Here is a 12,097-nt window from a genome sequence, read left to right as displayed (position 1 = left end):
GTAGGCGGCTGTCTGACTACTGGATGCCATCGTCTCGGATCAGCCCTCTCAGCCTGCGGTTGACCTTGGTCTCCAAGTTTAGATGCATCAAATATATCCATAGGTCTTGCGTGATCCACAACAAGCGAGCTACCGTCACTTCAACACATTCGACACATCAAAAACGTTGAAAGTGTTGATCAGTTCTCGCGGGTCCAATCCCCAGAGAGCCGAAATCACGCGGGTCTGCGCCCGTGGTGGTTCGCCCCACTCCCCCGGTTTCCGGTGAGGACTCCTCTGTAGACGCGGGGAGATCGCAGAAATCTTCATAGGACCGCGAGACCTAGGTCCCCAGACACGTATTTCCAGCCCGCCAGGACGGTTAGCCCGAGCGATGCGCGTCTAGGTATCCCCGAAGTGGAGGCGGTCCCCTCATCTCATGTTCTTGCAGGTCACCGATCGATGCCTGCCGTTGGTCCGCCCGCCACTTCCCCGGCGGGCGGGCCTCCGGGAGTCACCCACGAACGGAGATCGCTATGAGCGCCACCCTCGCCGAGTACGCCGCCACGTTCACCCAGGTCGAGTTCGACCTGCTGCTCGCCACCGACGACCGGCTGCACGAAGTCTTCGAGCAGCTGGCGCTGCTCACCACCACGAAGGACGAGCGCGTTCACCGACAGCGCCTCGCCGAGCCGCGATTCGCCGCGGCCGCCGTTCCGTTCCCCGCCGGTTCCGACCACGACTATTTGGAGGAGGCAGCATGATCACCGAACACGTCATCCGCGACGTCGGCCTGGCCGACCCACAGCCCGTCCCGCCCACCACGGTCACCGAGCCGGTCGGCTCGCCGCTGCTGGCGATGGCCACGATCCTCACCGCCGGCCTGATCGCACTGTTCGGCTCCCACGAGCCGACCCAGCTCGTGGCCGCGCTCGCCGGTCTGGCCGCGTCGTTCTGGCTGTACCGGGTGTTTCGGGCACGGGGACAGGTGCAGCGATGAGCGCCCCGGCCACGGATTCCGCGAACCTCGGCGCGTTGCAGCACGACGTGCTCGCCGATGCGGAAGGCAAACAGCTGCTGGTGCACTGCGAGACCATCCTCTATCTCAGCGGCAACAGCGTGGATCCTGTTGGCCTCAAAGCCCGGATCGATCAGCTGAAGGTCGAGATCGCCGAGGAGTTCGACGTCCTTGTGCATCTGCAGGACGCCCTGCGAGCCACCTGACCCGGCGCTCCGGCACCGGGGGACCACACGCCCTCCTCCGTGGAGGACCCCGAGCGCGTGTGGTGCCCAGGCCACCGGAACCCCATCCGCCGTTGACGGCGCGATCCCCAACTCCCCGATATAGAGAGGACGACCGTGTCTGCCGACGCGACACACCTTGGCCCCGCTGACGACCCGGACGACGTCTTCAAGCAGCTGGCCACGCAACTCACCGAGATGCCGTCCCAGCTCGAGATCTCCGACCTGCCGTCCCCTTCGAAAACCCCCACACCCTCCCCCGCGCAGGCGACAACGCCGCAGCCTCAGCCGCCCGCTCCTCAGCCGCCCGCACCTCAACCGAAGGCTCCGATGGCGGCCGTCGACGTTCCTGTTCCGCTCCCGCAGCCCGCTCCGCGGATGGAACCTCGCGTGCCGGTCGCCCCGTCGGCGCCGAACCGATGGGGCAAGCACGGCCTGGTCGCCGTGTACTGGATCGCGATCGCCACGGGCGCGATCGGCCAGGTGATCTTCTTCGGAGACCTGTTTCAGCTGGGACTCGCCGGCTATTTCGCGGCGGCGATCATCGCCACTACCTCGGAGACGATCATGGTGTCGGCGTGCGACACCGCGCTCGCCAAACGGGACCAGGGACGGGCCGCGCGGCAATGGGTTCCGTTTCTGCTGATCGCGTTCACCGCGGCGGTCACCGCCTCGGGGATGAACGTGATCCACTGGATGGCGAAGAACCCCTCGATGGCGATCCTCTTCGGCGGGATCGCGTTCCTTGGGTTCCTCCTGCACGTCATCCACGGGTTCGGTGACGGAACGCAGTACCGCGCGGAGAAGGCGGCGTTCGACGCCGCGATCGCCAAGATCGAGGCCGAGCAAGAGGCCGAAGCCGCCGAGCATCGCCGACTGCGCACCGCCGCGGCGCGCCGGCAGATGGACGTCACCGCTCCGGCACAGGCAGAGGACGTCAAACCGGTCGCCCGGTCGGCGAAGGCGAAACCCGCCACGAAGGCCTCGACGAAGCCGAGCGCCAAGTCGTCCGGGAAGCCGAAGATGTCGAAGGACGACGTCCTCACCTGGGCACTGCGGCAGCCGGACCCGGAAAATCTGACCCCGGGACCGGTGCTCAAGCACTTCAAGGAACGCGGCTACGAGCTGGTCACCGAACGCGCGGTCCGGAACTGGCTCGCCGACATCAAGTAGCTCCAGCACATCGACCACCAACAACCGCTGCTCGGGAAAGGAAAGCCCATGCCTGGTGCCACCATCGGGGTCCTGCTGACCCTGTGCGCGATCCTCGCCGCTCTCGCCGCTCTCGACTTGGCGTCTGGGGCGCGTAAGTCCAGGCGAGCCCGCAAGGCCCGCTAGCCAGCAGCACTTTTCTCCGGTCCAGCACCGGGGGAACGCTCGCGGAGGTCAGCTCTCCCGCGGTTCGCGAGCGTTGCCCAGGCACCTGGAACGGCCCGCCCGAGACAGCCGGACGCCACGTGGTGAGCAGCCACACCTGCGCGACGTCCGGCGCCCACCCCGCGCAGCACGCCCCTCCCCCATTTCGTGCTGCGCGGGAAACCCCGGTGGCCGAGCGCCGCATCCCCCCGATGAAACCTGCCTGGTTTCAGCGCGCGCTCGGCCACCGGCCATCACCTCTTCCCCTCGTTTTGTGTTGGCACGTCTAGAAAGGACCATCCGATTGGCTCGTGAACGCTACGAACTGCGCCTGGAACGCCTCGACGGCGGCCGGTTGCCCAACCGGGTCACGGAGCTCACCGAGTTCTTCGACCTCGACGACCCGGTCGACACCGAAACCACTCTGGCCAAACACTTTCTGCCGCTGGCGTGTGTCGCCGAGGGCGAAGACCCCGGCGGCGACCGCGAGGAGATGCCGTGGCTGGCTCGCTACGTGCTGCGGATCTACCGGCCGGGCAGCACCCGGCTGGTGACCTCGTATCGCGGCTGGCGGGTGTAGCCGATGGCCGGTCACCGCAGGACCCGCAAACCCGGGACACCGACCGCGCGCCGGCGTCATCACGAGAACTCGAGGGCACTGCTGGCGGAGAAACTCGCCGCCACCGGTGATCCGGTCCAGCGCCTGGCGCACGCCTTCGACTACGCCCGCGCCGCCGCGGCGCGGGCCAAGCGCCGGGATCCCGGCGCCGACGTCACCGCGCTGGACGCCGCGCTGCACGCGCTCGTCCGCGCGGGCGACCAGCTCATCCGCTGATCCCTTCTCCCTGTTCAGGTCCCCGCCCCACGTAGAGGAAGTGATGCCCATGTCCGCCGTGCACGAGCTGCCTCAGCCGACGCCCGCGTCCACGACGGACCAGGCGCGACGTCCGGTCCCGCCGGAAACCGACGTCGAGAAGACCATCCCGATCCCGGCCATCCGCCCCGAGACGCACCTCAGCGTCGTCCCGCCGCCCGACACCACCGGCGCCACCGGCCCGGCCGAGGACGCCGGCCCGGGCGGGTCGCTGGTCGACCGGGCGAAGTCCTGGTCCGAGGGCGTCGCGAAGCCGTGGGCGAAGGGGATGTTCGGCCCGCCGGACATCGCCACGCAGGACCGGCCGTCGCTGCAGAAACTTCGCCGCTACGGCAAGGACAACACGCAGACCCCGGACGTGCCGGTGCTGCGCGCGGCGAGCGAGGCATGGTCCTGGATCGCGATGTACCACGCCGCCCGCGGCTACACCCGCGCGTGGCTGATGGAACGCCCGGTCCGCGCCGTCGTGTTCCTCGCGCTGCTGATCACCGCGTCGCTGCTGCCCGGTACCCGCGCGGTGCTGACGGTCCTGCTGTGGCCGGCGCACACCGCCATCGAGCTGCTCACCAACTACTGACCCACCCGACCGAAGGAGCCCTTCATGTACATCCTCTCCGCCCTCGCCCTGTTCGTCTTCTGGATGCTGATCCGCAAACGCCGAGCGAAATGGATCCCCGCCTGGATCAACTGGCTGATCTCCCCGCTCGTGCTGTTCCTGGCCACCACCGCCTTCGCGCTCTCCGACATCGGCGGTCTCCTCGGCAGGTTCCTGATCTGGCTCATCGGCTTGCCGGTCACCTTGTTCGGCGGCAACGGCGCGATCCTCGTGACCATCGTGGCCACGCTGCTGTTCTTCGCCACCGTCTTCGACATCGGGATCGACCAGAAGCCTGACGGCGTGGCCAAGACCGGCCTGGTCTTGATCCCGCTGCTGACGGCCGGATGCCTCGGCCTCGTCGGGCAGCTTCTGGGATGGATCGTCACCAAGACCGGCGGTGTCGGCCCGCAAGTCATCGCCGCCATCACCGGCTGAGGCCCGGCCCGCGTGGCCAGGTCCTCAGCCCGCCCGAGCCCCCGGGCGTCACTGACGCGGGGCGGCCCTCACCGGTGTCACCACACAAGCCCCGTCGCCGGGGCTTTGCGGATGGGCGGGTTCGACTCCCGCCAGGGGCGCGCACAGACCATCACCCCACCGAGCCGCAAAGGAGGAAACGTGCCGTGGAGCTGCTGTTCATCCTGATCATCAGTGCCTACCTGACCAAGCAGGCCGCGCAGGCCGTCCCCGACTCCATCGCCCTGGCCCGGGGCAAAACCCCGCCCAGCATCGAGAAATGGAAACTCAAGCACCCGGACAAGCCGATCAAGCCCGGGATGCGCGGCTACTTCGGCCGGATGCTCACCAACAGCGTCGAGGCCTGGGCCGACCGGTCCAACCGCAAACACCGGCGCCGCAAGATGCTGCAGGCCGAACGCCAGCAGCACGACGATTCCGAGTGGCTGCGGAAGAAGATCGCCCGTACCGATAAGCGCGCCGAGCGCGCCGAGCGGTGGGCGGCGAAGTTCGGTGTCGCGTGGGACAAGACCAAGGCCGCCGCGACCGCCCGCCGGGACGAGAACGCCGCCTGGGACGCCAACGCCGCCCGCGACGAGGACGCGGCCTGGAACGCCAACGCGGCGCGCGGCGCGGCCGCCGATACCGGCGCCTCGTCGACGTCGGCGCCGCCCCCGCCGGGACCCGGATCGGGCCCGCCGCCTGGAGCGATGCCGCCGCCCGGTTCTGTGCCGCACGGCGCAGGCCAACCCGGTGGTGGCCGGACGGCATCGGGCGGAACGCCTCCGCCCGGTGACCGCGACTACGAGGAGCCGATCGTCCACGACAGCGACGAATACCGCTTCAGCAACGGGACCTACCCCTTCGGGGACACGCCCCGCGACACCCGGTACGGGTTCGGGTTCGGCGGGCCGATCTTCGATCGCTCGCAGGGGCAGGCCCCGGAGGCGGAGAAGCCCGGCACGATCCGCGCCGAGGGCGAGATCGTCCGCGATACACCGCCGGCGCCGCCCGAGCCGCTGCAGTTGGAAGCCGGGCCCAGCAGTTCCACCGACGTTCTCGACGCCGAGGTCGTCGAGGACTCCTCAGCCCCCGCCGGTTCCCCGGCGGGCGACCCCACCGCATCGACCATGGAGGGCACGAACATGACCGCCAGCGCCGAGATCACCAACCTTCCCGCAGCGAAGGCCTACACCGCGAAGATGACCGAGTACCTGGACCGCATCAACGGTGTCGTCGAGGCCCAGAAGGCCGAGATGGCGACGCTCGCCGCAGACCTCACGGCCGAGCTCGGCGACGCCGAGCTCGCGATGAGTTCCCTGCAGTCGTACGGATTCACCGGCGATCCGATCACCCAGTTCCAGCTGGCGAACGAGCAGCTGACGCAGATGCAGCAGGCCCTGCAGAACGCCGAGCAGGCTCTGAACACGCTGCCGGACAACGCGACCAGCGCGAAGGGCGCCTACGACAAGGCCGCGGAGGCCTTCGACCGTCAGGCCGGGATCGCCGAGCAGGTTCAGACGCAGGCCGCCACCGGCAACGTCGCCAGCGACACCGACTTCTACGCCAACGCCTGATCAGCCGCGAAGTTCTCGCGGTAGCGCCGAAAAAGGGCACCAGATGGGGCACCGGCCACCCGGCCGGTGCCCCTTGGTGGGCGGGTCCGACTCCCGCCCGGCGCACTCACCCCATCCGGCCGCCGACTGAAAGGACCGACCATGGCCAACACCACGACCGCCCCGGCCGCCGCGCCGGTGGCCACCGACCTGCCGCTCCCTCAGCCCGTCCCGGCCGCCGAGACCGGGTCCCGGGGCGTGCTGGGCACGATCACCTCCGCCCGGGACAAGGTCACCACGGCCAAGGACAACGTCACCAAGACCCGGAAGAAGATCCGGTCGCTCGGGTGGCGGACCCGCCGCGCGAGCTACCCCTGGTACGCCGCGGCCGCGACCGCCACCCTCGGCGTCGCCGGGTCGGTCGCCACCGAGTTCGCCGACGGCCCCGCCGATCTCGCGATCGCCGGTGGCACCGGCGCTGTCGCCCTCGCCGGTGGCTGGCAGCTGGCGAAACGGTGCTCCGAGCAGATCGAGAAGGCCGGCATGACCAGCCGTGTGCAGGCCGGGGTCGTCGCGTCGTGCGCCTGGTGCCTGACCACCCCGCTGACCGGGGCGAACGCCCTGGAGATGTGGCTCGCGCTCGGCCTGGGCACCGTGGCGTTGTCCGCGCGCTGGTGGCAGCGGATCCGCCCCGGCTACCCCGCCGGCACCGACCTCGTCCTCGCCAGCCCGACCGACCTCGTCCCGACGACGGAGCCGGACGCCGAGGCCGGCGCGGTCGTCACCGCGGCCGAGTCGATCCTCGAGGCCTGGAACGCCACGGTCACCATCCCGACCGGTCTCCTGCCCGGCGCGCAGCTGACCGACCCGCAGGTCGCCGATCACCGCGTGAGCTTCACCATCGCGCTCGTGCCGGGCAAGCAGACCGTGCAGGACCTGCGCAACCTGGTCGGCAAGATCGGCTCGGCGATCGGGTTCTTCGCCAAGGACATCACCTTCGACGAGGGCGCCACGCCGACCGAGGCGACCATGGCGGTGCGGATCAGCGCCGAGGTAGACACCACCTACACCGGCCCGATCGTCATCGTCGAGGGCCAGGACATCTTCATCGAGATCGGCCCCTACGTCGACGGCGAGGGCGCGCCCCGCTACCACGTCGCCGGACCGAACTCCGTCAACTCCGGTTTCGTGCTCGGGTCGAAGGGCTCCGGCAAGTCGCGGGTCCTAGAGCTCATCGCCGACGGGCTGCGCGCGCTCGGGTTCGAGATCTGGTGGATGGACCCCCAGGGCGGTGCGTCGTCGAAGGCGCTGAAGGACCACGCCGACTGGTCGCTGATGGGCCTGGACTCCGATGAAGGCGAGCTTGAGCTCGCCTATATCGGGAACCTGCTGCACCTGTGGCGGGCGGTGTCGAACGTGGCGAAGATCCGCGAGGCGGAGAACGTCGCGATGGGCCTCGACGGGTTCACCCACACCCGCGAGCGCCCGGCGATCATGGTGATGATCGACGAGTGCCACAAGGCGTTCAACGTGAAGAACCCGATCACCGGCAACACCTTCGGCTACGACTTCGGCGAACTCGACCGGGTCACCCGGAAGCTAGGCATCGGGTTCATCGGCGCCAGCCAGATCTTCACGATGGACACCTTCGGCAACTCCGCGGCCCTGCGGTCGGGCATGATCACCGGGAACCTGCTGATCATGCGGATGATGGAGAAGAGCCACTGCGGGCTGCTGCCCGGCAGCGCGCCGTCCCCGCTGAGCCTGCGCAAGGGCGGCGGCTACGGCTACGCCATCGACACCGACCGCGAACACGTCATGTGGCGGGCCCGCAACATCGGCGACCACGCCGCCGAATTCCTCGCCGCGAAGCCGAAAGCGACCCTGGACGCGCGGGCCACCAAGGCCGCGGGCCTGGTCTACCGCAACCGGCACAAGACCGCCGCCCGCTACACCGAGAAGGCCCTCGCCACCCTGGAGGCCTTCGACGCGGCACCCGAGGCGACCGCGCTGACCATGCTCACCAGCGGCCCCCGCCAGGCGGAGCAGGACACCAGCACCGCCACCAGCGCGGCGCCGGCGTCGAACGCTGGTGGCGGGATGGCGTCGGTGCGGGTGCTGCCGGTCCGGCCCTCGGCCCAGAACACCACCAGTGCCGCCACCGGGGTCGGTGCGGTGGCCGCGCCGGACGGTGTCCCCACGGCCGATCTCAAACCCGGTGCGCAGCGGGTCATGATCCTGCTGCGTGACGGACAGGCCTGGCACACCAAGGACATGGCCGCCGCGCTCAGCATCAGCGAACAAGCCGTGCGTGGGCACATCCGCTCCATCGGCGAGACCCGCCTCGACAACCTCGGCAAGGGCCGCTACCGCATCAAGTAAGCCTCGCCTCGGCGGCCTGAACAGCAACAACACTCCAGGTGTTTGCGAGGCCTGCGAGGACTAAACCCCTCGCAGGCCTCGCAAACACTACGTGCGATAACCACACCGGAAGGAACACAGCATGTTCGGCAGGAAGCGCGCCACCCCCAACCCCCCGACCCCGGTCTCCGTCAGGCCCCGCCCGGACCGGGGCAGGTCCCATCCGGTGCCCGCCTGGGTCCACGACTGGCCCGCCGAACTCGGCGACGACATCGTGACCGACCTGCTCGCCCTGCACGAGCGGCTGCTCACCAGCGCCATCGGTTCCCAGCCGAACACGCTGTTCGTCGACGCCGCCGCCATCATCCGCCAGCTGACCAAGCTCCACACCCACACGAGCCCCTACGACCTCGAGATCGACCTGCGCAGCGAGACCCAAGCCGCGGTGACCGAGATCCTGTTCGTGCTCCGCCACGCCACCGGCGTCGCCGAGCACGCGACGTTCGGAGCGCTCCGTGCCGCCGATGGCTGGGCCGAGCACGCGAACCTGCGCGTCACCGTCGCCGAGACGCAGGCCCGACACCAGAAGGACAGGTCCACAACTCAGTCCGGGCGCACGATCGACCGCCGCGCGGTGTCCCCGGCCCGCTGACCCATGTCCTGACCGCACTCCGCTCGCCCCGACGGCCCCGCCCCGGTTTCCGGGCGGGGCCGTCTCCGTTCCGGGAAGGCCTTCCCCCATGAAGCCGCTGCTGTTTTTCGCCGCGCTGACCCTGCTCTACCTGGGCTACTGCTGGTGCTACCCCTACACCGCCTGCGGCAACTGCGACGGCGGCAAACACCTCACCTCCGACGGCAAGTTCTGGCGCAAGTGCGGCCGCTGCAAGGGATCCGGCACGAAGATCCGCCTCGGCCGCAAGCTCCTCGGCGGCACCCGCGACCTGTAGCGCCACACCGCCGCACACGCTCTGCGAGACCAGATAGCCCTCGTAGACCTCGTACTCCTCGCCATGCCTCCGACCAGGAAGGACGCTGCATGACCGGCACGATCACCCACCTCTCCCCCGAGACCGCCGCCCGGTACCTCGAACTCGCCGACCTCGTCGACGGGTTGGTGACCGCGATGCGCTGCAGCGACACCGACCTCGAGGACGCGCAGCTGCTCGACGAGCTCGCCGAGACCGCCGCGGAACAGGCCTCCCTGACCCGCGCGGCCGACGACGTCGACGACGCCCGCGTGATCGCGCTGCTGGCCGATGTGGCCGACGCCCGCGCCTACGACCGGCCCCGCAAGACCGGGCTGCTGCCCGAGCTGGAACAGCGGCCCTACCTGCAGGCCGTGCTGGACCGCATGGCCTGCGCGGCCGACGACCAGCCCGGCTGGGTCCTGGCCCTGCGGCTCAACGCCGTGGTCGACCACGCGATCGACCTCGGCATCGGCACCCGGCTCGCCGAACGCCTCGCCCTGGCCGTCTCCCACCGTCCGGACGGGGAGAACGCCGCCGAGCACGAGGAAGCCGACGGCATCGGCGTCGACGAGCGCGACGCCGCCTGACCTCCCGCACATCCCGTTCACCACGCACAGAAAGGGGCGCATCCGCCCATGACGACCATGATCACCATCCCCGCCGCCAGCCCGGCCCTGGCCTGGGACCACGCCGGCAACCTCGGCCTCGGCCAGCGTCTCGACGGAGCCGGGCTCGCGTGGTTCGACCTCGCCGACGACGTCAACGTCTCCAGCGGCGTGATCTCCGGCCCGAAGGGATCCGGCAAGAGCACCACGGTGCGGGCGCTGGTCGCTGCGGCCCGCGCCAGCCAGGCCGTGCCGGTCACCACGCTCTACACCGCGCCCTTCGGTGGGCTGGACAATCCGCTGCTCGCCCGGATCGCGAGCGTCCCGGTCCTGGGCGGCGCCCCGGACACGGTGATCGGCCTGCTGCGCGACGCGGCGGAGGTCCGCGCCGAGATCCTGCGTGAGCGCGGCCTGGCCACTCTCGCCGGCACCGAGCTGCCGATCCTGCTCGCGGTCGTGGAAAACGCGGCGCAGGTCGTCGGCGGCCGCCCGCACCGCTGGGCGCGGCTCGCCCGTCACGCCACGAAGCTCGGCATCGCGCTCCTGGCCACCCTGGAGCGGGAGGACGACCCGTCCCTGCCCGCCGGGCAGCGGGCCCTGTGGCGGCAGCTGGCGGAGACGAACCGGATTCGCATGCGCGGCCACGGCACCGAGGCCGGAACCGCGCGGGTCCGGGACGGCGCAGGGCACGAATACGACACCCGGGTCCCCTTCTTCCCCGACGGGGATCCCTGGGTGCACACCGAGATCGCGCCGGACGACCCGCTCGATGCGGCCACCGCCGCGGTGTTCGGCGACTACTACACCGCCCCGGCCGCGCCGCGGATGACCGGGAGCTTCGCGTGATCCCGGCGCTGGTGTTCATCGGCGCGGTCGCGTTCGCCGTCCTCGGCGTTGTCGCGCTGCTGCTGGCCCGGCAGATGTACCGGGCCGCGATCGCCGCCACCCCCGACGAGGACGACCCGCCCGGCACCGCCGAGCCCCCGACCCAGCCGCTCGACCTGCCCCGGCAGTCCATCCCGTCCCTCCTGGAGAGGACCTCCCATGCGTGAACTCATCGACCTTGTCGATCTCGATCCGCGGGCACGGCCACCGGCGTCGCCGCAGTGGCGGCTCAACAGCTACTACCGGGGCTGGCTCGACGGCGCGCAGTCCGCCGCCGAGGTCGTCCTGCTCGCCGCGGCCGCGTACGTCTTCTACCTGCTCGTGCTCGATCGTCCCGGGCAGTGGCTGTGGCCCGCCGCGACCGGCCGCAGCCCCCAGCACCTGCTCACCGGCGGCCTGATTGCCCTGCTGCTGCTGGGCATCTTCATCGCCGGGCGCCGAGCCATCTACGACAACCTCGCCCGGACGCATCATCCCGAGGACCTGGACGTCGTCGAGCGCCACGAGCTGGACCGCGCCGGTCGCGCCTTGGTCCGCAACACCCGGCTGCTCCACTTCGCGCTGGCCACGCTGCTGGCCACCCCGGCTGTCCCGGGCCTGCTCGCGGCCTGGACCGCCAACACCCCGCAGGCCTTCGGCGTGGCCGGACCGCAGCTGCTGCTGCGCCTGACCCCGGTCGCCGCCCTCTACCTGCTGCACGTCTGTGTCGACCGCGGCCTCGACGTCGTCGCCGACCACCTGGAACACCGGCAGGACGTCGCCCAAGACGCGGCGATCGAGGACGCCCAGCAGCGGCCGGGATTCACCGGCGCACCGCTCACCTGACCGACCACCGCGCGGAGGGCCGGGGCCCCACCAGGACCCCGGCCTCCGGGTGGCTGCCCAGCCATCGACCTGACCGTCCAGAACAGGGAAGAACGTACCGAGATGATCATCAGTAGCGACGCCGAAACCATCGCGGGAAAGGCCGGCATTCCCGACAACATCGCCCAGGCGGTGGTCAATGATCTTGGCTACCTGCTCAACGACGGTGCAACCACCGTGGACGAGGCAGAAGCGTTTCTCGAAGGCCACTACAACGGCCAGGTGCCCGCAAGTGTCCGGTGGGATGTCGTAGTCGATTGCTACATCAGAAATCAGCGCAGCACACCCGAAAACCTGCTGTGAGTACAACAGACAGCTGACCGCCATCACCCGCGTCGGGGCCGGAACCACCAGGT

17 protein-coding genes are annotated in these 12,097 nt (G+C 70.0%); all 17 read left to right on the top strand.

Translation table 11 applies throughout. The features are described from left to right. The first annotated feature begins 515 nt into the window (after positions 1–515). The 17 genes from CVV72_RS41425 (at position 516) to CVV72_RS41345 (ending at position 12,044) form a co-directional block, all read left to right on the top strand. The gene (locus CVV72_RS41425) at positions 516–743 is read left to right on the top strand and encodes a hypothetical protein (RefSeq protein ID WP_219154669.1); all 228 of its coding nucleotides are present in this window, start codon (positions 516–518) and stop codon (positions 741–743) included. Beyond that, entirely contained in the window at positions 740–979 is a 240-nt protein-coding gene (locus tag CVV72_RS41420; RefSeq protein ID WP_219154666.1) for a hypothetical protein, read from the top strand. Before CVV72_RS41425 ends, CVV72_RS41420 begins: the two co-directional genes overlap by 4 nt. Then, positions 976–1,203, top strand: coding sequence for a hypothetical protein (locus CVV72_RS41415; RefSeq protein WP_219154664.1), 228 nt, complete (start codon positions 976–978; stop codon positions 1,201–1,203). The genes CVV72_RS41420 and CVV72_RS41415 overlap by 4 nt, the downstream gene beginning before the upstream one ends. Positions 1,204–1,338: 135 nt before the next feature. Further along, entirely contained in the window at positions 1,339–2,394 is a 1,056-nt protein-coding gene (locus CVV72_RS41410) for a hypothetical protein (protein ID WP_219154660.1), read from the top strand. Between the two features lie 487 nt (positions 2,395–2,881). Then, positions 2,882–3,157, top strand: a complete 276-nt coding sequence (locus CVV72_RS41405) for a hypothetical protein (protein ID WP_219154657.1) — start codon at positions 2,882–2,884, stop codon at positions 3,155–3,157. Between the two features lie 3 nt (positions 3,158–3,160). Continuing rightward, entirely contained in the window at positions 3,161–3,412 is a 252-nt protein-coding gene (locus tag CVV72_RS41400; RefSeq protein WP_219154654.1) for a hypothetical protein, read from the top strand. A 49-nt stretch (positions 3,413–3,461) separates the two neighbouring features. After that, the gene (locus tag CVV72_RS41395; RefSeq protein ID WP_219154652.1) at positions 3,462–4,028 is read left to right on the top strand and encodes a hypothetical protein; all 567 of its coding nucleotides are present in this window, start codon (positions 3,462–3,464) and stop codon (positions 4,026–4,028) included. 24 nt (positions 4,029–4,052) lie between these two features. Next, a complete protein-coding gene (locus CVV72_RS41390) occupies positions 4,053–4,484 on the top strand; it encodes a hypothetical protein (RefSeq protein ID WP_219154650.1) in 432 nt (143 codons plus the stop codon). A gap of 185 nt (positions 4,485–4,669) precedes the next feature. Next, complete coding sequence (locus CVV72_RS41385; RefSeq protein ID WP_219154648.1) at positions 4,670–6,079, top strand: hypothetical protein; 1,410 nt, start codon at positions 4,670–4,672, stop codon at positions 6,077–6,079. A gap of 141 nt (positions 6,080–6,220) precedes the next feature. After that, positions 6,221–8,440, top strand: a complete 2,220-nt coding sequence (locus CVV72_RS41380; RefSeq protein WP_219154645.1) for a sigma-70 family RNA polymerase sigma factor — start codon at positions 6,221–6,223, stop codon at positions 8,438–8,440. Between the two features lie 121 nt (positions 8,441–8,561). Continuing rightward, on the top strand, positions 8,562–9,071 hold the full coding sequence (locus CVV72_RS41375) for a hypothetical protein (protein ID WP_219154642.1): 510 nt from the start codon (positions 8,562–8,564) through the stop codon (positions 9,069–9,071). An 88-nt stretch (positions 9,072–9,159) separates the two neighbouring features. Next, positions 9,160–9,366 carry a hypothetical protein gene (locus tag CVV72_RS41370; protein ID WP_219154639.1) on the top strand — a complete coding sequence of 69 codons (207 nt, stop codon included), beginning with the start codon at positions 9,160–9,162 and terminating at the stop codon, positions 9,364–9,366. 89 nt (positions 9,367–9,455) lie between these two features. Next, a complete protein-coding gene (locus tag CVV72_RS41365; protein WP_219154636.1) occupies positions 9,456–9,974 on the top strand; it encodes a hypothetical protein in 519 nt (172 codons plus the stop codon). Between the two features lie 48 nt (positions 9,975–10,022). Next, a complete protein-coding gene (locus tag CVV72_RS41360; RefSeq protein ID WP_219154634.1) occupies positions 10,023–10,838 on the top strand; it encodes a hypothetical protein in 816 nt (271 codons plus the stop codon). Next, complete coding sequence (locus CVV72_RS41355) at positions 10,835–11,044, top strand: hypothetical protein (RefSeq protein WP_219154632.1); 210 nt, start codon at positions 10,835–10,837, stop codon at positions 11,042–11,044. The genes CVV72_RS41360 and CVV72_RS41355 overlap by 4 nt, the downstream gene beginning before the upstream one ends. Continuing rightward, positions 11,037–11,702, top strand: a complete 666-nt coding sequence (locus CVV72_RS41350; protein WP_219154629.1) for a hypothetical protein — start codon at positions 11,037–11,039, stop codon at positions 11,700–11,702. Before CVV72_RS41355 ends, CVV72_RS41350 begins: the two co-directional genes overlap by 8 nt. 102 nt (positions 11,703–11,804) lie before the next feature. Next, positions 11,805–12,044: a hypothetical protein gene (locus CVV72_RS41345; RefSeq protein WP_219154626.1), complete on the top strand. Its 240-nt coding sequence runs from the start codon at positions 11,805–11,807 to the stop codon at positions 12,042–12,044. Positions 12,045–12,097 lie beyond the last annotated feature (53 nt).

The organism is Amycolatopsis sp. TNS106 (genome assembly GCF_019330265.1).
Taxonomy (GTDB): Bacteria; Actinomycetota; Actinomycetes; order Mycobacteriales; family Pseudonocardiaceae; genus Amycolatopsis; species Amycolatopsis lurida.
Note: the sequence above shows the minus strand (reverse complement) of the source record. Positions and strands in the feature narration are given on the sequence as shown.